Genomic DNA, 25,015 nt, shown 5'->3' with positions numbered 1-25,015 from the left:
CTCAATGACAGAAAAAAACAAACTTTTTGATCTAAAAAAAGATATAGACCTTATTGGATTAGGAAATGCAATAGTAGATATTATTGTTAATGTGGATGATGAATTTTTAGAGATAAATACCCTCAAAAAGGGATCTATGAATCTTATCAACTCTAATGAATCTGAAGCTTTATTAAAAAATTGCACAGTAATTAAAAAAATATCAGGGGGGTCGTCTGCTAATACTGTCGTATGCTTGGCTGAATTAGATAATAATGTTCAATTTATTGGAAGAGTAAAGAATGACAATTTTGGAAATTTCTTCTCTACTGATATTAGAAGAAGTAATACTATTTTTAACACCCCGCCAATAGATAAAGGGCCCTCAAGTGCACATTCAATAATTTTTATAACTCCAGATGCGCAAAGAACAATGTGCACATATTTGGGTGCTTCAATTGAATTTGAACCTAAAGATGTAAATTATAAGTTAATAGCAAATAGCAAATATTTATACTTGGAAGGATACTTATGGGATAGTGATTTAGCCAAAAATGCCTTTCTTCAAGCTGCAAAGCTTGCCAAAGAATCCGATACAAAAATAATACTTTCATTATCGGACTCTTTTTGTGTAGATAGGCATCGAGAAAGTTTCTTAGAATTAATTGAAAAATACATTGATATAGTTTTTTGTAATGAATCAGAAGTTTTGAGTCTTTTTCAAGAAAATGATTTACAAAGATGCCAAGAATCTATTTCTTCAATATGTGAATTAATAATAATCACTTTAGGAAGTAAAGGTTCTTTAGTTGTCAATAAAGGCAAGTCTGAAGAAATAAAACCAAAACTATTAGGAAAAATTATTGATACAACCGGCGCAGGAGATCTTTATGCTGGTGGATTTATTCATGGACTAATTAATAATTATTCTTTAAAAAAGTGCGGAGAAATAGGCTCAATATGCGCTGGTCATATAATTACTCAGTTAGGTTCTAGATCTAATATTAATCTTCAAAAGTTATTGCGGACACACTTGATTTGAACATGATTTATTTACCCAATTAGAATATTTTTTTTCAGAATTAAACTTTTTATAAATAATTTGAGGAACATCATAAGATATCTGCTTTTGTAAGAAAACTACCAAAGCTTTTTTCAATTCTGGTTTACTTTTTATTATAATTTCCAACTCATTAACCTCCTCAATTTTTCCTTTCCACTCATAAATGGAATTAATCTCTTTTAATGAGACACACGCTGCAAGCTTTTTTTTGAGTAATAATTTAGCTATTTTTTTAGCTGCTTTTTTATTACATTCAGTTGCTACCAAAAGTAAAACTTTCTTCATCCTAAAGTGATTTTTTTACCAGTTAATTGATTTATCAACTTATCATAATCAAAAAATATAAGCGAGTTTCTAAATTTTAGGTTTGGCCTTTTTACTAAAAATAACTTCATATCACTTTTATAAACAATTTCCTCCCAATTCATTTGTGCATAACTTCCAGAATCTCTGCAAAGTATATAATCTATCTTCCAATGATCACATAGTTTTTTTTCTAAAATGTTTCCTTTGTTTTTACTAGGTTCCAATATTGCTATATTTGAATTTTTTATACATGAGGCAAAAGCTTTGGATATGCTTTCATATGTTGGAATTACTCTTGTAAATACATTTGCACCACATTTTAAATAATAACTTGCCGTCTCATTTAATAATTTAGATCCTATTGCTAAAAGAATATTTTTATTTACTAAAACTTCCTTGTTTATATTTTTTAAATCCTTTATATATTCAAAGTTTTTAAATGATTTTATTTCCGATTTTCTCTCAAAAGCCAAAAGAGGCTTTTTGATTTTTTTACATGCTTCATCTAGATTTTGAGAAATAATTAAAGCAAATGGATGAGTTGCATCTATTACATAATTAATTTTATTTTTTTCAATAAAGTTGATGATTTCACTTGAATCATTTAATTTTCCTGTAATGATGTGTAACTTTGAATTTTCAACGTAAGATTTACTTGCTTTATGCGTGACAACACTTACAAATACTACATAATTAAGTTTTAATAGTTTGTTAACTATGACTGGTCCATCTGAAGTTCCTGAAAGGATCCAAACATTTTCGTGGCAATTTTCTGAATTGTGCATCAAGATATCTTTAATTAAATAGAAAGTTAATGAATCATTGTTTAATTCAAGCCGTAATAAATAGCGCTCCTCAGATGAGATATACCAAAGAGAATAAAACACCCATTGCTGAAATGACAGTTAATTTCAAAGGATTACGCGATGAAGATCCATTTAGAGAATTAAAAGTTTTAGGTTGGGGTACTATTGCGCAAGAAATGGTGGGAGAATTAAAAGAAGGGCAAAACATAGTTATTGAAGGACGTCTAAGAATGAACTCAGTAACCAGAAAAGATGGCACTAAGGAAAAGCAGCCTGAACTGACAGCTTCAAGAATTCATAATATAAGTCCTGGAGTACAAATAACCTCAGAGAAAAAAGAAACTAACATTTCTGATAGCAACAATAGCAATTCTTCTGAAGAAAAATCGGGAAATACCGAGAATTCACAGTGGAACACCTCTCCTTTAGTCCCTGAAGTTGACGAAATACCCTTTTAAAATCAAGTCTCAATATTTGATTCTTGAACACGTATAATGAGTTTGCTTATTTTTCTTTCAAGATCAGCCAGTTCACTCCTAATTTCTGACCATTTACCTTTATCAAGATTCTCTAACAACCATGCTCTATCTTGATCAAGTTTTAAAATTAAATCTTCTTGATTTGTAGAATTATGATCTTGCATAATATAAAATAACTTTTCTAATAAAACAAAATGAAGAAATACCTATCTCCTGCAAACATAATAACAGTCGCGGGAGGTGTTTTGGCTTTTATTGGGATGACAGCTTATTTTACTGAGTCAGTAAATCTAAGCGTGCCTACGTTTTTTTATGGAGTCCCTATTTTACTAATTGGACTTGGTTTGAAAACTTCTGAAATACCTCCAGTTAAATTAGTAAATAGAAATGATTTTAAGAAAAATAAATTTAATAGACCTAAAGAATTAACTGAATTGGTTAGAGATGTAACCAGATGGAGATATGGAATAAAAGCGCATCTTGAATCTTCATTAGAGGCCTTAAATTTATGGAATGAAGATAATCCTCCCCAACTTAAAGAGATTGAAGAAATTACAAAAGAAGAAAAGAATGGTTTTAAGATGCATTTTGAAATCAATGATGTCCCCTTTGAACAATGGATTGAGAAACAAGAAAGATTAAACAGGTTTTTCGTCAAAGGTCTTGAATCAGAATTTATTATCAACGATAATGAAAAGGAATTCGATTTGATTTTCTTTTATTAAATATTCTTTTCATGATGGACGATTCCCTAAGAGTATCAATATTAAGCGAGGCACTTCCATACATACAAAGTTTTTCAGGTAGAAAAATTGTTGTTAAGTATGGAGGTTCTATTATGGAAGATGAAAAGTTAAAAGAAGCTTTCTTCAGAGATATTGCTCTATTATCAAGTGTTGGTGTATGCCCAGTCGTTATACATGGTGGTGGTCCCGAAATCAATCGTTGGCTAAATAAATTAGAAATATTACCAAAATTTGAAAATGGGTTAAGAGTTACCGATGAGAAAACAATGGAAATAGTTGAGATGGTGCTTATGGGAAGAGTAAATAAACAGATTGTTAGGGGGATCAATAAAACAGGTTCATTAGCTGTAGGAATTTCAGGCCTCGATGGCAACTTAATTCATTCAAGAGAATTAGGAGATGGAAGTCATGGATTAGTTGGAGAGGTCACACAAATCAACCCTGAGTTATTAGACCCTCTTATTGCGAAAGGATATATTCCTGTTATATCAAGTATTGGATCTACAGCAGATGGCATTTCTCATAACATCAATGCTGATTTCGTAGCAGGCGAAGTTGCCGCTGCAATAAATGCAGAAAAACTTATTCTTTTAACTGATACTCCAGGGATACTAAAAGAAAGAGATAACCCAAATAGTCTCGCAAAACAAATCAATCTAAAAGAGGCCAGAAAATTTATTGAAAAAAATATTGTTTCTAATGGCATGCTACCAAAAACGGAATGTTGTATTAGAGCCCTGGCTCAAGGAGTAAAAGCTGCCCATATAATTGATGGAAGGATTGAACATTCATTACTTCTAGAAATTTTCACAAATTCGGGTATTGGAACAATGATTAATGCTTGAGAATGGAGTCATACAAGCAAGTTGTTGAAAAGGCAGAGTTAGCTCTTATTAAAGGTGAATATAATTTCTGTATTGAATATTTATACCCAATAATCGAATCTTACCCTCCCTCTAGTAAAGAAGGTGCAAATTTACGAACCATACTAATTACAGCCCTATCAGGCATTAATAAAAATGAAGAGGCAAAAATATTTTGCAAAGAACTTTTAAAATCTCTCGATTATAAAGTGCGAGAAAATGCAAAGTATTTAATGGAAATTATCGATTCTCCTGAAATTAAAAAACCTGAGAATTGGAATATTAATTTTGAAAGTAATCCTGCCTTAGACAAAACATCTCTTTCCTCTCTAAAACCTAATAATCATAAGAAGGGGAAAAAGTTTATAGATACATCAAATATTCCAACTGGTCAAACAAAGCCATTTCAAAAAGGATTTATATTTATCATTTCTCTATTATTGTTATTACTAATTCCACTGTTAAGCGGGTGCGTTAAAGTTGAAGATACTCTCGATATTAGTGAGATTGACTCAATATATAATAATTTCGAAATTGAAAGCAAATATATTAAAAAATTTCCTTGGCAAATAAATTTCGAACAAAAAATCAAAGAAATTTTTCCTGATGGAGAAATATCAACAGGAGAATTAGATTTTTCATTTAAAAATAAAAATCTAAGTATGGAAACTGCCCAAGAAACTTTTTATAAAATACAAAAAATAGCAGGTGAAGTGTTTGGAGAGTCAACTGATCTAAAAATTGACAGTATTGAAAATAATTTTTTCTTTTTAAAAAAATATAATTTCAGAATAGATTTTGATCTTCAAAATCTTTTATATGGGGAAGATTTAGAACTCACTCTCAATATTGTTAACCCAAACAAAGTAAGAGTTAAAGATCTAGAAAATTCTAATGTAGAAGTATCTAAGAATTTTATAAAGTGGCAAATAATCCCTGGAGAATTAAATAGCCTGGAGTTCTCATTTTGGAATTGGAACAAATTATTATTAGGATTTTTACTTATTTTATTGTTAATGTCTATTGCTTATTTTTTAAGGTTTTATAGATACCAAATAGGATCTAACTTTCCAGAACTTCCATCTAATTAGCTATAACTCTACCGGATTCAGATCAATTGATAAAAACACATTTTTTGGAATTTTTTGCCAAAGATTAGACCTATCAGGCAGAGGAAATTCCGAATTCTCTGGGCCATGCATTAATATTTGCCACCTAAATTTATTACCAACCTTTGCAATTAAACTTGGAGCAGGACCAATTACTGTCCACTTATTATATTTACAAAAATTTATCATATATTTCGCTAGCTTGGCCGCAGTTATTTCTGTAAGTTCGAAGTTTTTCCCAGAAACCTTTAAAAGGCATACTTTACAAAAAGGAAATAGTTTTGCATCTTTTCTTAATTTAGAGCTTTCAGATAAAAACCCCTCGTAATTTCTATTTTTGAGATATGAAAGGACTGGATGACTTGGTTTATACGTTTGAAAGATAACCTTTCCTGATTTTTTAGCTCTACCTGCTCTGCCGGCTAATTGTAGAAATAATTGTAATGATTTTTCTTCAGCTGAAATATCTGGGCGATGAAGTAATCCATCTGCGGCAATAACCACTGAAAGAGTAACATTAGGAATATCAATACCTTTTGCTAACATTTGAGTCCCTACAAGAATATCTGCATTTCCATTAGAAAACTTTGAAAGAATATTTCTATGACCATCTTTACCTGAGGTGGTATCTCTATCAAAACGAAGTACCCTCAGTTCAGGAAATTCATTATTCAAGAATTCAATAACCCTTTGAGTCCCAATACCAAAAGGCTTAAAGGCATTTGATTCACAATCTGGACAAGTGTTGATAAGTTTTGCTTTATGATCACACCAGTGACAGCTAAGCCATTTTTTACCTTTTGAGCCTGCGTGAACAGATAAAGGTACATCACAATTAGGGCAATTTATTATAAATCCACAATTTCTACAGCTTAGAAAACCGTTATAACCCCTTCTAGGAATCAAAACTATTGCTTGTTCCTGATTCTCTTTAAGCTGAGAAATTAATTCTAATAATTCGCCACAAAAGATTTTTGTATTACCCTTTTTAAATTCACAACGCATATCAACAACTTTGATTTCCGGTATTTCAGTACGAGATATTCTTTCTTTCATTCTCAGCATCTTAAACTTTTTTTCAAAAACAACTCTTTTCCAAGTTCTCATTGATGGAGTTGCACTTCCGAAAATTAGCTTTGCTGGATTTCTTTTTACTCTTTCAAGAGCAACATCCCTCGCATCGTAACAAGGCATTGGGCTATCTTGCTTATATGAAACGTCATGTTCTTCATCCATAATTATTAAGCCTAAATTCTGTATAGGAAGGAATACTGCGGACCTTGTCCCAATAACTATAAGAGGTTCATCTTCATCTATTATCTTTTTCCAAACTAAAGTTCTATGCCTCGAAGAACAATTACTGTGATATTCAAAAACCTGATTTTGAAATCTTTTACTGAATCTATCAATAAGTTGAGGAATTAAGCCAATTTCTGGAGCCAGTATTAGACAGCTATTTTTATTAAGTAGTTGATCTTCAGCCATTCTCATATAAATTTCTGTTTTTCCTGAACCTGTTTCTCCCCATAGCAAAGAGACATCTCCGGGTTGCATCTCTTGCATTTCCCCATATATTTTTTTTTGTTCCTGAGTAAGATTTGGTCTTTTTAATTTAATACAATCATTTTTAAAAGAACTTAATTTGGTACTAACTATTTTTTTTCTTTTAGTCTTTATTAGTAGTTTTTTACTCACCATTGAATTTATAATTGTGGAATTAAAACCAAACCTTAATAATTCGCTTTGCCATTTCCCTTTAAGACGCAAAATATTTATTAATGAAAGTTCTCTCTTTGTTAAGTCATCATTATTGAATTCCAAATCTATTTGAGATTCGATCCATATTTGATATTTAAAATTTTGAGATAATTTTTTATGTTTACCAATCCATCCAGGGGGAAAAGCTGTTTTAAACATTTTCAAACTAGTTACCCGATAAAATAAAGCTAGATCCTCCAACCATTCTCTCCACCAATCTTGAATCACTTTTTTTTGGACAATACTTTGTATAGATAAATATTCAAAATTAGATTCTTCATCAAAATCTTTTTTATTTTTATCTGTCTTTAAAAAAGGACTTTTAGAAATCGTTAGTCCATTCAAGAGTCTCCCCTTAAGTCTTACTGAAACAATATCTCCAATTTCTACTCCGAGATTATCACCATCTAAATAAGAAAAAGTATTGGTATGACTACCTATATCTAGCAAGACGTCAAACTTATAAAAGGTATTTGATAAATTATTACTTGCCGGCATCAAAACTTTTTCTTAGTATTGGATTGTTGAACATTTCACAAAGTGCTTTTGCATATTTTAAGTATTCTGTTTTTAAGGGAGACATGAAGCTTTGATCATTGAATTAAGATTCAAAAATTGATCTGCCAGTCTGAGAAATCCTAAGACTTTTTACTTTAGGTAATCTATAACACTATTTAAATTTTTCAACAATTTAAAAAAAACTTTATCTAAACACAATTTTTGTGAGTTAGTTCTTCTAATCTTTAAGGCAAACTTTTACTACTAAGTGTATAAATTCGTCTTAATTAAATTTTTGCCTAGTTAAATTCACCGTAGAAAGGAGTCCACTATGTGTCCAGCCGCAACAGAATCAAAAAGTTCTAATCCTAGTTCCAAGAAAAAGATTAATAAAAAAATTGATTCAAATTTTAAAAACGATCGAGAAGAAGAAAGTATCAAATATCAAGATCCTATTCAAAACTCGAAACAAAAGCCACTTAATGATGAAGGCAGTATTGAAAATAAAGATGAATTTAATGGTTCTGATGAAGAGGCCAAAGCTATTGGTAACGTAAAGCTTGGACCAAAGGGAATATACACAGAAGATTCTATAAGAGTTTATCTTCAGGAAATTGGAAGAATTAGATTATTAAGACCTGATGAAGAAATTGAACTTGCTAGAAAAATAGCTGATCTACTCCAACTTGAGGAGCTAGCCACACAATACGAGTCTGAGAAAGGACATTTCCCTTCAGTTAGAGAATGGGCTGAATTAACCGACATGCCTCTCTCTAAATTCAGAAGAAGACTTCTCTTAGGGAGAAGAGCTAAAGAGAAGATGGTTCAATCTAATTTAAGATTAGTTGTCTCTATTGCCAAGAAATATATGAATAGAGGGCTATCTTTTCAAGATTTAATACAAGAAGGAAGCTTAGGTTTAATAAGAGCTGCCGAAAAATTTGACCATGAAAAAGGTTATAAATTTTCTACTTATGCTACTTGGTGGATTCGTCAAGCGATAACACGAGCGATAGCAGATCAAAGTAGAACGATTAGATTACCTGTTCACTTATATGAAACAATTTCTAGAATAAAAAAAACAACAAAAGTTCTTAGTCAAGAGTTTGGAAGAAAGCCTAGCGAAGAAGAAATAGCTGAGAGTATGGAAATGACAATTGAAAAATTAAGATTTATAGCTAAAAGTGCTCAGCTTCCAATCTCGTTAGAGACACCAATAGGTAAAGAAGAGGATTCAAGGCTTGGAGACTTTATAGAGGCTGATATTGAGAATCCAGAACAAGATGTATCTAAGACTTTATTGAGAGAAGATTTAGAAGGGGTTTTGGCGACTTTGAGCCCAAGAGAAAGGGATGTTCTAAGACTGCGATATGGAATAGATGATGGAAGGATGAAGACTCTTGAAGAGATAGGACAAATTTTTGATGTTACAAGAGAGAGAATTAGACAAATAGAAGCAAAAGCTCTGAGAAAGTTAAGACATCCAAACAGAAATGGTGTTCTAAAAGAATATATTAAATAAAAAAGTTAAATATAATTTTTCGGCTTTAAAAAGTTAGCAACTATTAGTTTAAAATAAATGCGACTTTATCTTAAACTAATCAAACCAATATTTAATGACTAAATTTAAATTAAAGATAGCTAGTAGAAGAAGTAAATTAGCTATGGTTCAAACATTATGGGTTAAAGAGCAACTAGAAAAAAATATTCCTGACTTGGAAGTATCGATAGAGGCCATGGCAACTCAAGGTGACAAAATTCTTGATGTAGCCTTAGCCAAAATTGGAGATAAAGGACTTTTCACAAAAGAACTAGAAGCTCAAATGCTTGTGGGACATGCAGATATTGCAGTGCATTCCTTGAAAGATTTGCCTACTAATTTACCTGATGGACTTACATTAGGATGTATTACAAAAAGAGAAGACCCTTCAGATGCTTTAGTAGTTAACAAAAAAAATAAAATTTATCAATTAGAAAGTTTACCTCCAGGTTCAATCGTTGGAACAAGTTCCTTAAGGAGACTTGCTCAATTAAGATATAAATTTCCGCATCTTAACTTCAAAGATATTAGGGGGAACGTTATTACAAGAATAGAAAAACTAGATTCAGGAGAATTTGACTGTATTATTTTGGCTGCAGCGGGTTTAAAAAGATTAGGATTTGAATCAAGAGTTCACCAAATTATTCCTAATGAGATTTCCCTTCATGCCGTTGGCCAAGGTGCTTTAGGAATTGAATGTAAATCTGATGATAAAGAAGTTCTTAAAATTATAAGTGTCCTAGAAGATAAGGTCTCGAGCCAAAGATGTTTAGCAGAAAGATCTTTTTTAAGAGAACTTGAAGGGGGATGTCAAGTTCCTATAGGAGTTAATAGTAGTATTCAAAATGATGAAATAACCCTAATAGGAATGGTCGCATCTATTGATGGGAAAAGACTTATTAAAGATGAATCGATAGGAAATATTAAATATCCAGAGGAAGTTGGTAAGAAATTAGCTGAAAAGCTAAAACTTCAGGGGGCTGATAAAATTCTTTCGGAAATATTTGAACAATTTAGAGAGAAGTAATTTTTGTTAATCAACTAATTTAGGTTCAATTTCTTTTTGGTATCTAGATTCACAATCTTGAATTACTTTAACAGCTTCTTCAATTCCATAAAAGCCATTAACAGTACATGTCCCTGGTTTTTTTAGATCTTTATAATGTTCCCAATAATACTTGGTCTCATTAAGCCAATGTTCCCCAAGATCCTCAAAAGTATGAATATGATCCATTCTCTTATCATCTGATAGGACAGCAATTACTTTGTCATCAACTTCTCCTCCATCATCAAATTTCATCACTCCAATTATCCTTGACTCTACGATTGAACCTGGCACTAGTGGTTCTGTAACACCAACTATTTCAATATCAAGAGGATCACCATCCTCATCCCAAGTTCTAGGAATACATCCATAAGCAAAAGGGTATGCGAGTGATGAATAACCAACTCTATCAAGTTTCAAATGTCCCGTTTCAGTAATTAACTCATACTTATTTATAGTATTAGAATTTAACTCAACAATTGTGTTGACGATTGATTTTGTATTGTCTGTAAAAGCATCTAAAATATGCAATAAATTTGGGGTAACTCTACTTGGGGGTTGATTAAGGTTTGCCATCAAAAAATTATTTTTATTTATCCTACATCCTCACACTCAATCAAATTCTAAAACGTAAATTTTTAGCAGAAATCTTTTATTTTCGATTTCAAATGATTAACAAAGTACTTTGATGTTAGTTCTTCTCCAGTGACATTTCTCACTAGTTTCATAGAGTTAACAGATCTTCCATAGTTGTGAATATTATTTTTTAACCATAAAATTATTTTTTCATATTCTCCATCTTCAACTAAATTATCAATTAATCCTATTTCCTTTTCCATTTGAGAAGAGATTTGTGCACTTATAAGATGACCTAATAAGTACGAAGGGAAATATCCAAATGCTCCTTCACTCCAATGAACATCTTGCAAACAACCCTCAGCATCATTTGATGGTCTAATCCCTAAAAGTTCCTCATATCTTTTGTTCCATTCTGATGGAACATCTTTCGCTTCTAGACCTCCTTCAATTAAATCTATTTCAAGTTCAGTTCTAATTAAAATATGCAACCCATAGCTTAATTCATCTGCCTCAACTCTATTTAAACCTGCTTGCAAATGGTTAATAGATTTCCAAAGCTCTAAATGGTTATTTAAGGAACAACCCTCAGAAACAAAATGTTTGAAAAACCTTTTGGAAAAAGATTTTGATTTAACTATCCTATTTTCCCAAAATAAAGATTGGCTTTCATGAACACCCATTGATGTTGCTTGACCCAAAGGCCATGCAAACCATTGATGACTCTGAGATGGCAAACCCTGCTCATAAATCGAATGTCCCCACTCATGCGCAGTAGCTAGAAAACTTGATAAGGGTTCCCCTTCTACAACTCTAGTAGTAATCCTATAGTCATCTGGGCCTAAAGTAATAGAAAAAGGATGGGGAGATTTTGCAACAACTACTAGATCTTCATCTCTCCCAAACTCATCAAGTAATTTAGAACATAAATTTTGCTGAGATTTAGGACTTAAATCCCAGTGGTACTTTTCTGATTTATTGAGATCACTTATTAGAGATGGGATAGTTTCTTTAAGTGGCTGGAAAATTTTATTTAACCACTCCAGAGTTAAATCCGGCTCAAAAGGCTGAGCTAAAGTTTCCCAAGGTGTGTATTTATCTGATATTTGTTTTGTCTCTTCAATACGTAATTCGATCAAATTTTTAAAAATTGGTAAGAAAATCTCAAAATCGGATTTTCTTTTGGCTTCTTGCCAACTTTCATAACCTTTTGATTTAGCTTTAGCAAGTGCTTCAACTAGTTTAGAATCTAAATTTTTTTGCCTATTAAATTCCTTGATTAATAATTCAAGGTTTCTTTTTTTACTTCGAATAATTTCTTGATTTAATGATTTCTCTAAGCCACATCTAAACTCATCCTGAGCAGCTTTAATTAAATCTGAAAACTCTTCAGAGGAATTTCTCTTATGCAGTATTTTTGCGATATGCGTAAGTTGTTCAGATCTCCAAGACGCTCCTTTCTTGGGCATACCCGTATTTTGATCCCAATAAAGAGTACTCTGTATTGAGCCTAATATTTGAGTTTCTTTTAAATAAGCTCCAAGCTTATTCCATTCTTTTTCAGACAAAAATATTTAACTTAATTATCTATTATTTTAAGACAAAAATATTTTTCATAGTATAAAATTTTCAAACTATATTCATAATAGGATATTGCTTATTAAGACTTTAAATATTTATGGAACAAATTTTCTCAAAATTAAACTTTATAACCAACGGGGAGGGTTTCACTGATATTACTGATGATTTAAATTTATTCATACAAAAAAGTAATTTTGATTCAGGAATTTTTTGCTTAACCTCACTACACACAAGTTGTAGTTTGACTATTAATGAAAATGCAGATCCAAATGTTCTTAAAGATCTAGAAAAGTTCATTAAATCTATAGTTCCGTACAACTGTTATACCTCGTTATCAAAAGAAAGAGAGAAGATATATTATGAACATTTTCAAGAAGGAGAGGACGATATGCCAGCTCATATTAAAACTGCTTTAACAAATACTAATTTGTCTTTAAGCTTTCAGAAAGGGAGACTCATACTTGGCACTTGGCAAGCAATTTATTTATGGGAACATCGATTTAGTACAAAAAAAAGAAGTATAAGTGTTCATATTATTGGGGAAAAAAAATCAAGTATCTATAATAGTAAACAGTCACAATAAATAGTTATGAAACCATACCTTTTAGAAAATGAGGAATTAAAAGAACTATCTACAAAAATAGGAGGATGGAGAATTATGACAAATCATATTGAAAGAGAATTTATTTTTAGTAATTTTATAGAAGCCTTCTCCTTTATGACAAAGATTGCTTTAATTTGCGAGAAACATAACCATCATCCAAATTGGGAAAATGTTTATTCAAAAGTAATAATTAAACTAAGTACTCATGATTTAGGCGGAATTACTAATTTAGATCAAACAATCGCTTCAGAAATTAATGATATTTTCGAAAAATAATTTACAATTCATAAAACTATATTAGTTTAGAATAACCATCAAAATGGCAGAAAATTTACTCCCTATTACGATTATTAGTGGATTCTTGGGTTCAGGTAAAACTACACTTTTAAATCACATTTTAAAAAATCAAGTTGGAATTAAAACGGCTGTTTTAGTTAATGAATTTGGAGAGATAGGTATTGATAATGAATTAATTATAAAAACTGCTGAAGATATGATCGAATTAAATAACGGATGCATTTGTTGCACAATAAACGGAGAATTATTAAACACTGTTTCTAAGATATTAGATAGACCTGAAAAAATAGATTATTTAATTGTTGAGACTACTGGACTTGCAGATCCACTTCCTGTAGCAATGACTTTTGCCGGGGGTGATCTTAGAGAAAAAGTAAGATTAGATTCGATTATTACTATTATTGATGCAGATAACTTTGATTTTGATTTAGAAAACTCTAGTGTTGCCTACTCACAAATTTTATATGGTGATATTTTACTACTAAATAAATGTGATTTAGTAACTGATACACATTTGAAAAAGATAGAACAATACATTAATGGGATAAAAAAAGAACCAAGAATTTTGAGATCGATTAATAGTGAAGTTGGTTTGCAAACAATAATGAGTGTGGGACTTTTCGAAACAGATACTTTTCAATTTAAAGAGAAAATGATTAGTAATCAAGATTCTCATGATCACTCTTCACATTCTCATGATCACTCTTCACATTCTCATGATCACTCTTCACATTCTCATGATTTAATAAATAATATAGAAGGATTTACATCTATTTCTTTTGAAACGAATGAACCATTTTCTTTAAGGAAGTTTCAAAACTTTTTAGATAATCAAATCTCACAAAATGTATTTAGAGCTAAAGGCATTTTATGGTTTATGGAAAGCGAAAGAAAACATATTTTTCATTTATCTGGTAAACGTTTTTCTCTTGATGACTGTGAATGGGAAAATAAAAAATCAAATAAAATTGTTCTAATAGGAAAAGATTTAGATCATCAAACTATTAAGAATCAGCTTGATTGTTGTAGATTTAGTTATAGAGAAGAAGCATAATAAAGAAATATTTAATATTAGAAAAATTTTTATTAAACAAACAAAGAATTTAATATCAGATTTAAAGCCTTTAAATATTGCTTCTTTAATAGTTGCATTTACACTTATAATACCTATTTTTAATTTCTTAATTGAAGGAATAGATTCCATTTTAGGTGGTAATTTTTCTTTAGGTATTTCTGGAAGAAAAGAAATACTTGGCACATTAAAACTTTTACTACTTACTAGTTTTTTAGGAGGTGGTTTAGGGACCTTAAATGGCTGGTTACTATCAAATTGCGAATTTAGATTAAGGAAAACTCTTCGTATTTTTCAACTAATTCCACTAGCAACTCCTGCATATTTGTTAACTGCAGTATTACAGGATTTAGGAAGTATTTTAGGTTACCAAATAAGTGGTTTCTGGTGGGGAGTTCTTATACTCTCAATTACTACTTACCCTTATGTTTTCTTACTTGCTAACGAAAGTTTTAATAAATTTGGAGTTAATCAAATTAATGCTAGTAGAGGATTAGGGGTTGGACCATGGGGCAGCTTTTTTAAAATTGCTCTTCCAATGGCTTTCCCAGCATTAATAACTGGAATCAGCCTTATGTGTATGGAAGTTATGAATGATTTAGGGACAGTTGAGTTATTAAATATTCCAAGTATTTCTAAAGGTATTACTGAAAATTGGATTATTGAAGGTAATCCTAAGAGCGCTATTGGATTATCATTAGTTGCTTTAATAATAGTTTTTACTTTAATTTTGTTTGAAAAATTTTCAAGAAGGAAGACAAAGCGTTGGAGTGAAAATCCAGCCTCATTAAGTTCTCTGGGATTTAAGTTAAAAGGAAATAGCTCTTACATAGCATATTTATTTACTTCATTACCTCCATTATTTGCTATTGGAATTCCATTTTCTTGGTTTCTATTAAATATTGATCAGTTAAAAAAAGGATTCACAACAGAATTAATATCTCTTACTTTAAGAACTATTAGCCTTGGAATAATTGCTGCATTAGTAGCGTTAATTTTCTCTTTAATATTAACGCTATCTAATCGTCAGAATAAGAATTTACTTATGAGATTAATAACATTCCCAGCAGGCATTGGTTATGCAATCCCAGGTACTGTATTAGCTATATCATTAATAAGTATTTCCAATTCAAAGTTCTATTTTATTGCTATATTCCTTCTGATCTGGGGTTACGTAGTTCGATTTTTAACTATTTCAAAAGGTTCTCTTGATTCTGGATTTGAAAGAATATCTCCAACCCTTGATGAGGCTGCAAAGGGACTAGGCTCTAATTGGTTTGGTGTTATCAAGAAGATACATATTCCACTTTTAAAAGGTCCAATCTTTGTTGGATCACTTTTAGTATTTGTAGACACCATTAAGGAGTTACCAATTACATTTATTCTTAGACCTTTCGACTTTGATACTTTATCTGTAAGGATATATCAATATGCTGGAGATGAGCGAATGGCAGAAGCCTTATTACCTGCATTCTTTATAACAGTCTTGGGTCTAATTGCATCAAGTACATTAATTCCAAGCTTAGAAAAAAAGAACTAAATTTTCTTTAAAAATTTTCTTAATAAGAATGGAAGACCTAAAAATAAATCTGCCGAGGTAGATATCAATCTAAAATAAATTAAACTTGGAAAAATTATATTTTGTGGAATATTTTTTCCACAAAAAAAGAGAAAACAAGCCTCAAATACCCCTACTCCTCCTGGGGCAGCAGGCACTATTAATCCAATAGCCCAGGACAAACAAAAAATTACCAATAAATAAAAAATACTATATTGATTATCTAAATTAACTATATAAAAGCAAATAATAAATCCAATAAATTTTGATAATACAAAAAGAATCTCAATCAAAAAAGCTCTCGCAGGGAAGAAAGAAATTATTTTTATTCTTTCCTCAAATCGATACTTTGTATTGTTAATTTTTAAAGATTTAATGGTTTTACCTTTTAAGGTTTCTAACCTTTCTAAAATATGGAAAATTAATTTTCTATTCAGAAATATTAAGGGTATGAGTAATAAAAAATAAAATGGGGAAAAAATTATACCAACTGAAGCCAATAAGAAAGATGCACACAACATAAAATAAGGTTCAATTAGTGTCGAATAAAAAGCTAATTGAGGATTACTAATATCTTTTAGAAAGTTATATCTTTCAAAGAAATGCCAAATACCTCCTGGCACATATTTAAGAATATTCGTCAGAACATAAAAGGAAATTAAACTTTTTTTAATCTTGGTTTTACCAAACCAAGCAACTATATTTTTCCAAGCTAGTCCATTAAAATAAATACTAAATATACAAAATAAAAATGATAAAAATATATAATTTCCATTTCTATCAAAATCAATATCTAATGAAATCTGATCAAAATTTTTAAAAAAATAAAAAGAGAAATAAGATATACTCAAAAGAAAAAAAAGTTTCTTCAGGATTACAAAGTTAATATTCTTTAAAAGATTTATAAAATAAACTTTTTGCATATTAAATCTTATTTCCAATCTTCAAAAGCTTTAAATTCCTCGCGTGTTTCTGTAATGATATTTCTTACTTCTTCAGCTGTTTTATTATTCTCAATTTGCAATCTTAAAATTTCATCATTCTCTGGTTTCATATAAATAGTTCCGTTAGGTTTCATTGATTGTTTAAATTTAACTTTGCCAAAAGTTGTTAGACACTCCCCCTTTCTTCTCAGTAAAATCCACCGCGCTTGTATTCTTTCTCTAAAACCTATAGTAGTAGAAAATTCAAACCATAATTTCCTAAAATACTCCTGCTTTTTAATAGGTAAGATAACTTGGATAGAAAAACCTATTCGGTTTTTTTTCATATTAATAGTCTGTGACGAAACATCATAAGCTCCTTCTTTTCTAAATTGCTCAATTAAATTTGCTAGTTCTTCAGACGTTTGATCATCAATCCATGCCTCTTGAACACAAATCTCCTCATATCTTGGACTATTGTTTTGATATATCAAATTCTCATCACTAGAATTAATTTTTAAAACCCTAACCAAATTTGGGCATGGAAGATTTAAATTCCCAAGACCTACTCCATAGGAATCAATAGAATATTTATAAGGAATTTGGAAAGATTCAACTAAATTACAAAGTAAAGCTATTCCCGTTGGAGTGGATAATTCGCCCTCTATAGAATCAATATTTGAGATCACCTTAATATTTTTCTTTCTTAATAACTCTATTACCGCAGGAGATGGCACTGATAGTTTGCCATGATCAGCCTTAATAAAACCTCTACCTAAAGTAGGTTCATTACAAAAAACCTTCTTTGGCTTTAAATATTCAATTGAAGTACAGACTCCAATAATATCTACTAAGGAATCGATTGCACCTATCTCATGAAAATGAACTTCTTCTGGATTAATACCATGAACTCTTCCTTCTGCTATAGCTAAAGACTCGAAAACTTCATAAATTCTTTTTTTTAATTGTTCCTCTAATTGAGCCTTCAGAATTAAATGTTTAATACCTTTCCAATCTCTTTTAGTACTTTGATCAACTTTCTCAACATCAACCTTTATTCCTCGAATTGAACAATTTTGAGATTCTCTAAAGTTTAAATAATATAAATTTTCTAATCCAAAACATGCGAGTTTTTTCTCAATTTCATCTTTTGGTACCCCCAAATCATAAAAAGCGCCCAATAACATGTCACCAGAGACCCCAGGAGAACACTCAATTAAAATTTCTTCCATAATCCTTTATAAATTTTTCAATAATAAGCATTCAAGAGATAAAAAATTTACAATAATATTCAATTCTATACTTTTTCAGATTTTATTTTTTCGATAATTTCATACTTAACCATTCTCAGAGTATTTCCATCTCTAATCACATCGAGGCTTACAAAGTTATTCAAAAATTGAAGAGGGATCTCTCCTTCAATAATAATTTTAAAAGTTGAATATTTTGATCTCTTTGAAGGTGGAGAAGAACAAATTTTTATAACAATCTCTTTCTTTTTTGTATTTACATAGACCAATTCTCCTCTTATTGAAAAATAATTATTCTTTAAATTTAATTCTTCTAATAACTCATTAGGATCCTTTTCAGAATTATTTTTATCAAATTGATTTAACTGATAAGGGTCCCATATACCAGTTACCTGTAAATGTAGATTGTTAATGTTTTTATTTCTTGGATAAACAATCCAAAAATAATCCTTCTCTAAGTTGATATATTTTTTTATCAGCGCTATAGCTTTACCAAGAAGAACTGTTTCAAGTATTTTTCCTTCCTTATCAGTTAATGTTCCTCTATTTAATTGATCAATATTATTTGGCTTGTAAATACCTTTAACAATACCTATTGCTCTGTACTGTAATTTATTTGTAACTTCTTGGATAGGATTTTTAATCATATTTAGTTATGTTTGAGAAATGTTTTAATAAGATATTTCCTGGATTAAAGGCTTTCTTTTACTTCAATCTTATTAAATAATTTTAATGCATCATCTATAGCATCAGATGGATTAGTCGCATCATTCATACTATTAGCCCTTCTAAGCATCTCAACTATTTCGAATGGGTTAGTAGGTAAAGCTGAACTATTTGTGTCAATTTTTGTAGAGCTATCAATTTCAATTTCGTTAAAGTATGACTCTTCTGCATTCAACATAGTCGATTTGATATTAATGAATGAAACAAATAAAATGCAAATTTTCCCTAATCTTGATATCTTTTTATTTAATTTGAATTTCATTTTGTTTAATTTCAAAATAATTTAAGATTTAAAATTATTTGCTATTTTAATTTTACATAATTTGGTAATAAATTGTTAATAGCAACTTGGAATGTAAACTCTGTAAGAACAAGGCTTTCTCAAATTACTAATTGGATTAAGGAGGTCAATCCAGATATCCTTTGTCTACAAGAAACTAAAGTTATAGACGATGCTTTCCCTTTATCGCATTTTGAAGAATTAGGTTATGAAGTTATTATTCATGGGCAAAAATCTTACAATGGGGTTGCAATAATAAGTAAGTTTAAGATCGAAAATGTAAAGAAAGGATTTACTAATGAGAATAAAGAGGAGAAATTTTCATTAGACATTAATGAGCAAAAAAGGTTAATTTCTGCAGATATTAATGGATTAAAAATAATAAATGTTTATGTGCCAAACGGTTCTTCAATAGATTCTGACAAATTCGATTACAAGATTAAATGGTTAAATCATTTATCAGCATTCTTAGATGAGCAAGTGAAAGATGATGATTTAGTCTGTTTCGTAGGTGATTTTAATATAGCTCCAAGCGAAATAGATATTCATAACCCTCAAAAATACGAAGGGGGAATAATGGCTTCAAAGATTGAAAGAGAATCACTCAATAATGTCCTTAAAGGAAGATTTATTGATTCTTTTCGGATTTTTGAGAAGAATACTGGGCATTGGAGTTGGTGGGATTACCGTAATAATGCGTATGAGCTAAATAAAGGTTGGAGAATTGATCATATTTTTATCAGTAAAAACCTTTCATCAAAACTTAAAAGTTGTGTAATAGAGAGGAATCAAAGGGAAAATTTACAACCTAGTGATCATGCTCCAGTATTAATTAATCTAGAGATCGATAATCAAAATGAAGATTACTTAGATGGTGATGATGATCTTTTCGAAATATAATTACATAAGATCTTAATTTTTTATAATCCGCAAAACGCTTTATATTAAAGAGTAATGTAGAAACAAACCAACTTAATTCCAAATTTTTCCTCAAAATTAATTTTTACATTCCAAAGTATTGCATTAAAATATTATGATGTAGAGTTTCTTACTGATTGACAAAATTTTTACTTATTTCTAAGTTAGAACATAATGAAAATTTCTCAAAACCACATTCATTTAAATTTTGACTGACATATTAAAAACTACTCATTCTGAAGAAGTTTTCTCTTCAGCTTTAGAATTAATGCCAGGAGGGGTTAGCTCCCCAGTGAGAGCATTTAAGTCTGTTGGTGGTCAGCCAATTGTTTTTGATAGAGTAAAAGGCCCTTATGCTTGGGATATTGACGGGAATAGGTATATTGATTACATAGGTAGTTGGGGTCCAGCTATTTGTGGACACGCCCATCCAGAAGTGATTACAGCATTGCAAGAAGCAATTGAAAAAGGTACTAGTTTTGGAGCACCTTGTGTATTAGAGAATAAACTTGCAGAAATGGTAATAGATGCTGTTCCATCGGTTGAGATGGTTAGATTTGTAAACAGTGGGACGGAAGCCTGTATGGCAGTTTTAAGGCTAATGAGAGCATTTACAGGGAGAGATAAAGTAATAAAATTTGATGGGTGCTATCACGGTCATGCTGATATGTTTTTGGTAAAAGCTGGTTCCGGAGTCGCTACTTTAGGCTTACCAGATTCCCCAGGAGTTCCAAGAACTACAACAGCAAATACTCTAACTGCTCCTTACAACGATCTTGAAGCTGTAAAAAAATTATTTTCTGAGAATCCAGATGCAATATCTGGAGTAATTCTTGAGCCTATAGTAGGTAATGCCGGATTTATTACTCCTGAACCTGGTTTCCTTGAAGGATTGAGAGAGTTAACAACTGAAAATGGATCTTTACTAGTTTTTGATGAAGTGATGACTGGTTTCAGAATTAGCTATGGAGGAGCTCAAGAAAAGTTTGGAGTTACGCCTGATTTAACAACTCTCGGTAAAGTAATTGGGGGAGGTTTACCTGTAGGAGCATATGGTGGGAAAAAAGAAATAATGTCAATGGTCGCACCATCTGGACCTGTATATCAAGCTGGGACTTTAAGTGGAAATCCTTTAGCAATGACAGCAGGAATTAAAACTCTTGAGTTACTTAAACAAGAAGGTACTTACGAAAAACTTGAGTCAACAACCTCTAGATTAATTGAGGGTATTATTCAATCTGCTGAAAATAATGGTATTACAATAAATGGTGGGAGCGTAAGTGCAATGTTCGGATTTTTCTTATGTGAAGGACCGGTAAGAAATTTCGAAGAAGCTAAAACAAATAATTCAGAACTCTTTGGCAAACTCCATAGGGAAATGCTCAAAAGAGGCGTTTACTTAGCTCCAAGTCCTTTTGAAGCTGGATTTACTTCATTAGCTCATAGTGAAGAAGAAATTGATCGAACACTAGAAGCCTTCGATCAATCATTTAGTGTCATAAAAAACTAATATATTATCTATTTTGTCCGCCTACGATAACTGGGGGCATTGATCCACTAGTTCCAGGAAGGCCAGGAACCACTTGAGTACTTCCATCCCATTTATCTAAAAATAGTTTAAAGAGGACTTGATCATTTAAGCCTTTGTTTAGAGTTTCGTATCTTAAAGCTTCTTGTCCAGCAATTTCAACTTCTGTTTTAGCTCTTAAAAGTAGCTGCCCTGCAATTTGTTTCTGTTCAATTGCTGCTCTATATTCTTCAGCAATTTCTAATCCAGTAAGATCTAAACTTTTAACATCTACGTAATCGAAGGAATTCAATTCCTCAGCTACGGTAGAAGCGACTTTTTCGGAAATAACATTAAATTCAGTTGCTATCGTTTCTAATTCGTATTGTGAGAAAACAGATTTTAGAGCTTTAAGTAAAGAAGGCTGAACTATCTTTTGATAAACATCACTATTTCTACTAGCAATTGTGGCAAAAATTCTACCTGCTTCATTTGGCTTAACAGAATATTTGACAGTAGCTGTTGCTCTAATAACTTGAAGATCTTTTGTTAAGGTTTCAAATTTCTCAGGTTGAACTTGAGTTTTTATATCAAAGGGAAAAACCGACTGAACGAAGGGGACTTTAAAGTTCAACCCTGCTCTTCTTGAACCACCACTTACTTTCCCTAAAGTAGTCACTACAGCTACTTGTCCAGAAGGTACAACAAATAAAGATTGAGTGAGCAAAAGAAATCCGGTAAAAGATAAAACAATTAGTAACGTAGCTGTTCCTCCTGGACCAGTTGGGGTGACATTTTTGAAAGATGTTGACATTTAAATATGCTTTTTGTTAATTATATTTAAAGAAATTAATTAATGCATTGATTAAGTATTTAATTAAAATATTTTTTTAATAATTAGTTTACGTAATTAACAAATGAATTTTATAAATTACTTTGCTTTAAATTTCTGCAATAATTGTAAATAAAGATCCTCATCTATTTCCCTTATATCGTATTCAGAAGGTAAGACTCCATGCTTATGCTCATGGGCAGCCATCCAACAAAATTTCTCAATTTCTATTAACGAAAAACGTGGATAATCTTTTATTTTTAAGCACAATGAATCGAGAAGAGATTTTGAATAACCAGTCATTATAAGGCCTTAATTATTAATATCTTATCGATAATTATTAGTTTGCAGAGGAATTTTATATGTCTCCTCCAAATTCTCAAGTAACTTAATTGCCAATTGAAGATCATTCTTGCTTTTGCTCATTACTCTTAATGTTTCTCCATTAATGCTTACATTAATCTTTTTAATTTCATCTCTAATATTTTTACTAATTTTTTTTGCAATTTCCTGATTAAGTCCTTTCTTTAAAGTAATGGTTTGCTTTACTTTATTTCCGCTTACTACTTCAATACTATTGAAATCGAAAATTTTTATAGAGAGTTTTCTTTTTATTGCCTTTTGTCTAATAATATCAATCACTGAATTTAGAGTTAATTCACTATTTGTAGTTATAAAAATGTTGTCTTTTTCTAAATCCAAGGAGGTATCTGTTCCTTTAAGATCATATCTTTGAGAAATCTCTCTCTTCACTTGATCCAAAGCATTGACTAATTCTTGTCTATCAAAATCAGAAACCACATCAAATGAAAAATTGTCTGCCATTACTTAATTTTTAAATTAATTTAATTATCACCCCAAATAAACTTAAAAAAAAAATAAAAAGAGTTAATTTAATCAAAAAATAACAAACTAACAACCTTACCCATTTCTTCAGCACATCTACAACTATTTAATAAAGTTTCACTATCGTGAAAAGCGAAACAAATTAATTGATCACATCTATTGATAATTTCTTGATTACAAAGACTACTTGCCATTGGCAAAGGTAACTCATCATTTTCGCTTTTCTCAACCAAATGAATAACGCTCTCTAGTTGGTTTTTAATTTCAGGTAATTGTTTATCTAGGCTCTGTGGTAAAAGAACAGTCAGCAATGACGGGTTAATACCTAAAACAGCTCTTATTACTGCTGCATTAACTCCCTGAGATCCTGAGGTAAGGATAGTATGCCCTTCTTCCGCTAATGATCTTGCGATTAGTTCGATCAAGTGAATGTCAACAACAGGTACATGTCTACTACCCAAAAAAGCAATCCTTCTTTTCCCGTTATTCTGAAGTTTTGCAAGTTCCTGAGCTAAGGTATCAACACCTTCTGTTGAGGGTAGGTCTAAAGAACGACTCAAAATAAAACGGTTACTACATTTGAAATTAGCATTTATTTGAAAAATTGCAGGGAAAATCTATAGTTTCAAGAATATTTTTTAGATTTACATGCTCTTGAACTAATTGAACAGCATATGATGCCTTTATTGATTCATGTATCCTGACATGTCCAAAAGCTTGTTCAATAATTTCCACTGAAGCAAGAGTATCTAAGTCTACTTTTAAAATTGGCACTTCTAACTCTTCAGCTCTATGGATCAGTTGTAATAGAGGTTCACCCAAACCAGTTAGAATTAAACATTGGGTAGATGCTTCTAAAGCTGCAAGTTGAATATCAGTTCTTTCGGCTCCTGTTACGACAGCCATATTTCTCCTTCTTCTAAAAAATTCCATCGCAGAATTGACTCCCATAGCACCAATACTTAATGTTTCAACGAGTAATTGTTCTTTTTCAGGACAGCAAATTACTTTTGCATCTAACCTTCTTATAAGTTCCCCTACAGTTACACTTCTGAGTAAAGGAGATTTGGGCATCACCCCAAATACTTTAATGTTCATCTCCTGGAGAGAGGGTATTATTTTATTTTTTATTTTTTCAACTTGCTCAGGAATAACAGCATTCAATATGGCTCCTGCGAAATGATCTCCTAATTGTTCTTTTGCGTCTAGTAAAGCATCTACACTTTTACTATCCTCCCATAAATTAACAATTAGGACTTTTGCGTTTAAATGTTTCGCAAGCTGTGGAAGACTCAAACCATAAATCATTCCTTCATTGAGGCTACCTGCAGCTTCAAGAATATTTAACCCATCAAAATCGTCATTTACTAATGCCTCTATTTGTTCGAACCCCTTACCTGGACTTAAATCTTTATTCGTAATTCTTTTCTCAGCAGATATATTATCTAACAATCCTACTGAAGGAATTAAGTTTTCTTCTGGAAGATTTAATGTAGTACCAATAAATTTAACGTCATCATCTATTAGTCCTTCATAAGTCATTGAAGGAAGATTAGTAAGTTCAATACAAGTTGCTAATGGTTTTCCTACACGTATTTTTTTTCCTTGTTCTAAAAGTTTTTTTGATATCCCCAGTACTAATGCTGACTTACCACTAAATGGCTCACAGGAACCAATTAACAATATTTGACTCATAATGAACGAATTAATTTATTCATAGATTTAAGATAATATTTTTTTAAGAACTATACAATTATTTATTTAATACTTTTAATCAAATAAATTAAAAAACATAGTACAAAGTAAAATAATACATATCATTTGGATCTATGAAAAGAGTCTTACAAAATTCA

Annotated in this window: 28 protein-coding genes; 13 read left to right on the top strand and 15 right to left on the bottom strand. The window is 30.8% G+C overall.

Annotated features, from left to right (window positions below):
- The first annotated feature begins 4 nt into the window (after positions 1–4).
- Complete coding sequence (locus tag ACTF45_RS03705) at positions 5–1,021, top strand: adenosine kinase (RefSeq protein WP_288346704.1); 1,017 nt, start codon at positions 5–7, stop codon at positions 1,019–1,021.
- Here ACTF45_RS03705 and cutA read toward each other — a convergent pair.
- A complete protein-coding gene (gene cutA, locus ACTF45_RS03700; RefSeq protein ID WP_288346705.1) occupies positions 998–1,327 on the bottom strand; it encodes a divalent cation tolerance protein CutA in 330 nt (109 codons plus the stop codon). The genes ACTF45_RS03705 and cutA overlap by 24 nt on opposite strands.
- The gene (locus tag ACTF45_RS03695; RefSeq protein WP_438949365.1) at positions 1,324–2,133 is read right to left on the bottom strand and encodes a precorrin-6A/cobalt-precorrin-6A reductase; all 810 of its coding nucleotides are present in this window, start codon (positions 2,131–2,133) and stop codon (positions 1,324–1,326) included. The genes cutA and ACTF45_RS03695 overlap by 4 nt, the downstream gene beginning before the upstream one ends.
- A 29-nt stretch (positions 2,134–2,162) precedes the next feature.
- Here ACTF45_RS03695 and ACTF45_RS03690 point away from each other — a divergent pair, with 29 nt between their 5' ends.
- A complete protein-coding gene (locus tag ACTF45_RS03690; protein ID WP_288346707.1) occupies positions 2,163–2,612 on the top strand; it encodes a single-stranded DNA-binding protein in 450 nt (149 codons plus the stop codon).
- 2 nt (positions 2,613–2,614) lie between these two features.
- On the opposite strand, the gene ACTF45_RS03685 is transcribed toward ACTF45_RS03690, so the two are convergent.
- A complete protein-coding gene (locus ACTF45_RS03685) occupies positions 2,615–2,797 on the bottom strand; it encodes a hypothetical protein (RefSeq protein WP_288346708.1) in 183 nt (60 codons plus the stop codon).
- 30 nt (positions 2,798–2,827) lie between these two features.
- Here ACTF45_RS03685 and ACTF45_RS03680 point away from each other — a divergent pair, with 30 nt between their 5' ends.
- From ACTF45_RS03680 to ACTF45_RS03670, 3 genes are read left to right on the top strand one after another with little or no spacing between them, the layout of a single operon-like run.
- Positions 2,828–3,358, top strand: a complete 531-nt coding sequence (locus ACTF45_RS03680) for a DUF2854 domain-containing protein (RefSeq protein ID WP_288346709.1) — start codon at positions 2,828–2,830, stop codon at positions 3,356–3,358.
- 14 nt (positions 3,359–3,372) lie between these two features.
- Complete coding sequence (gene argB, locus ACTF45_RS03675; protein WP_288346718.1) at positions 3,373–4,224, top strand: acetylglutamate kinase; 852 nt, start codon at positions 3,373–3,375, stop codon at positions 4,222–4,224.
- A 2-nt stretch (positions 4,225–4,226) separates the two neighbouring features.
- A complete protein-coding gene (locus ACTF45_RS03670) occupies positions 4,227–5,333 on the top strand; it encodes a DUF3153 domain-containing protein (RefSeq protein ID WP_288346710.1) in 1,107 nt (368 codons plus the stop codon).
- Here the strand turns inward: ACTF45_RS03670 and priA are convergent, their stop codons facing one another.
- Positions 5,334–7,610: a replication restart helicase PriA gene (priA, locus tag ACTF45_RS03665; RefSeq protein ID WP_288346711.1), complete on the bottom strand. Its 2,277-nt coding sequence runs from the start codon at positions 7,608–7,610 to the stop codon at positions 5,334–5,336.
- Positions 7,611–7,938: 328 nt separating this feature from the next.
- Between priA and rpoD the strand changes: the two genes are divergently transcribed.
- Both rpoD and hemC read left to right on the top strand, forming a co-directional pair.
- Complete coding sequence (gene rpoD / locus ACTF45_RS03660) at positions 7,939–9,129, top strand: RNA polymerase sigma factor RpoD (protein WP_011132131.1); 1,191 nt, start codon at positions 7,939–7,941, stop codon at positions 9,127–9,129.
- Between the two features lie 94 nt (positions 9,130–9,223).
- Positions 9,224–10,174, top strand: coding sequence for a hydroxymethylbilane synthase (gene hemC, locus ACTF45_RS03655; RefSeq protein WP_288346712.1), 951 nt, complete (start codon positions 9,224–9,226; stop codon positions 10,172–10,174).
- A gap of 6 nt (positions 10,175–10,180) precedes the next feature.
- Here hemC and ACTF45_RS03650 read toward each other — a convergent pair whose 3' ends face one another.
- On the bottom strand, positions 10,181–10,768 hold the full coding sequence (locus ACTF45_RS03650) for an inorganic diphosphatase (protein ID WP_011132129.1): 588 nt from the start codon (positions 10,766–10,768) through the stop codon (positions 10,181–10,183).
- Between the two features lie 62 nt (positions 10,769–10,830).
- Positions 10,831–12,336, bottom strand: coding sequence for a carboxypeptidase M32 (locus ACTF45_RS03645; RefSeq protein WP_288346713.1), 1,506 nt, complete (start codon positions 12,334–12,336; stop codon positions 10,831–10,833).
- 110 nt (positions 12,337–12,446) lie between these two features.
- Between ACTF45_RS03645 and ACTF45_RS03640 the strand changes: the two genes are divergently transcribed.
- From ACTF45_RS03640 to ACTF45_RS03625, 4 genes are read left to right on the top strand one after another with little or no spacing between them, the layout of a single operon-like run.
- The gene (locus tag ACTF45_RS03640) at positions 12,447–12,932 is read left to right on the top strand and encodes a secondary thiamine-phosphate synthase enzyme YjbQ (RefSeq protein ID WP_288346714.1); all 486 of its coding nucleotides are present in this window, start codon (positions 12,447–12,449) and stop codon (positions 12,930–12,932) included.
- A 6-nt stretch (positions 12,933–12,938) separates the two neighbouring features.
- Positions 12,939–13,229 carry a 4a-hydroxytetrahydrobiopterin dehydratase gene (locus tag ACTF45_RS03635; RefSeq protein WP_438949364.1) on the top strand — a complete coding sequence of 97 codons (291 nt, stop codon included), beginning with the start codon at positions 12,939–12,941 and terminating at the stop codon, positions 13,227–13,229.
- 43 nt (positions 13,230–13,272) lie between these two features.
- Positions 13,273–14,304 (top strand): CobW family GTP-binding protein, encoded by a 1,032-nt coding sequence (locus ACTF45_RS03630; RefSeq protein ID WP_438949363.1) that lies wholly within the window; start codon positions 13,273–13,275, stop codon positions 14,302–14,304.
- The gene (locus ACTF45_RS03625) at positions 14,267–15,862 is read left to right on the top strand and encodes an ABC transporter permease (protein ID WP_438949362.1); all 1,596 of its coding nucleotides are present in this window, start codon (positions 14,267–14,269) and stop codon (positions 15,860–15,862) included. Before ACTF45_RS03630 ends, ACTF45_RS03625 begins: the two co-directional genes overlap by 38 nt.
- Here the strand turns inward: ACTF45_RS03625 and ACTF45_RS03620 are convergent.
- The 4 genes from ACTF45_RS03620 to ACTF45_RS03605 all read right to left on the bottom strand — a co-directional run bounded on the left by ACTF45_RS03620 (position 15,859) and on the right by ACTF45_RS03605 (position 19,041).
- On the bottom strand, positions 15,859–16,803 hold the full coding sequence (locus ACTF45_RS03620) for a hypothetical protein (RefSeq protein ID WP_438949361.1): 945 nt from the start codon (positions 16,801–16,803) through the stop codon (positions 15,859–15,861). The two genes, ACTF45_RS03625 and ACTF45_RS03620, sit on opposite strands and share 4 nt — an antisense overlap.
- Before the next feature lie 8 nt (positions 16,804–16,811).
- Positions 16,812–18,035, bottom strand: coding sequence for a nickel pincer cofactor biosynthesis protein LarC (larC, locus tag ACTF45_RS03615; RefSeq protein WP_288347965.1), 1,224 nt, complete (start codon positions 18,033–18,035; stop codon positions 16,812–16,814).
- A 65-nt stretch (positions 18,036–18,100) separates the two neighbouring features.
- Positions 18,101–18,700, bottom strand: a complete 600-nt coding sequence (locus ACTF45_RS03610; protein WP_288347966.1) for a hypothetical protein — start codon at positions 18,698–18,700, stop codon at positions 18,101–18,103.
- Positions 18,701–18,744: 44 nt separating this feature from the next.
- A complete protein-coding gene (locus ACTF45_RS03605) occupies positions 18,745–19,041 on the bottom strand; it encodes a hypothetical protein (protein WP_288347967.1) in 297 nt (98 codons plus the stop codon).
- A 72-nt stretch (positions 19,042–19,113) separates the two neighbouring features.
- Between ACTF45_RS03605 and xth the strand changes: the two genes are divergently transcribed.
- On the top strand, positions 19,114–19,959 hold the full coding sequence (gene xth, locus ACTF45_RS03600; protein ID WP_438949360.1) for an exodeoxyribonuclease III: 846 nt from the start codon (positions 19,114–19,116) through the stop codon (positions 19,957–19,959).
- A 226-nt stretch (positions 19,960–20,185) separates the two neighbouring features.
- Positions 20,186–21,487 carry a glutamate-1-semialdehyde 2,1-aminomutase gene (hemL, locus tag ACTF45_RS03595; RefSeq protein ID WP_288347969.1) on the top strand — a complete coding sequence of 434 codons (1,302 nt, stop codon included), beginning with the start codon at positions 20,186–20,188 and terminating at the stop codon, positions 21,485–21,487.
- A gap of 4 nt (positions 21,488–21,491) precedes the next feature.
- Here the strand turns inward: hemL and ACTF45_RS03590 are convergent, their stop codons facing one another.
- The 5 genes from ACTF45_RS03590 to ACTF45_RS03570 form a co-directional block, all read right to left on the bottom strand.
- Positions 21,492–22,298: a prohibitin family protein gene (locus ACTF45_RS03590; protein ID WP_288347971.1), complete on the bottom strand. Its 807-nt coding sequence runs from the start codon at positions 22,296–22,298 to the stop codon at positions 21,492–21,494.
- Between the two features lie 117 nt (positions 22,299–22,415).
- Positions 22,416–22,619 carry a hypothetical protein gene (locus ACTF45_RS03585; RefSeq protein WP_438949359.1) on the bottom strand — a complete coding sequence of 68 codons (204 nt, stop codon included), beginning with the start codon at positions 22,617–22,619 and terminating at the stop codon, positions 22,416–22,418.
- Between the two features lie 24 nt (positions 22,620–22,643).
- Complete coding sequence (locus tag ACTF45_RS03580; RefSeq protein WP_438949358.1) at positions 22,644–23,141, bottom strand: YajQ family cyclic di-GMP-binding protein; 498 nt, start codon at positions 23,139–23,141, stop codon at positions 22,644–22,646.
- 68 nt (positions 23,142–23,209) lie between these two features.
- Entirely contained in the window at positions 23,210–23,722 is a 513-nt protein-coding gene (locus ACTF45_RS03575; RefSeq protein WP_288347975.1) for a DNA recombination-mediator protein A, read from the bottom strand.
- A gap of 25 nt (positions 23,723–23,747) precedes the next feature.
- Entirely contained in the window at positions 23,748–24,857 is a 1,110-nt protein-coding gene (locus tag ACTF45_RS03570) for a phosphotransacetylase family protein (RefSeq protein ID WP_288347977.1), read from the bottom strand.
- Positions 24,858–25,015 lie beyond the last annotated feature (158 nt).

The sequence above is a fragment of the Prochlorococcus sp. genome, from assembly GCF_965655815.1.
Taxonomy (GTDB): domain Bacteria; phylum Cyanobacteriota; class Cyanobacteriia; order PCC-6307; family Cyanobiaceae; genus Prochlorococcus_A; species Prochlorococcus_A pastoris.
The sequence above is the reverse complement of the archived record's forward strand: the minus strand, read 5'-3'. Positions and strand labels throughout refer to the sequence as shown.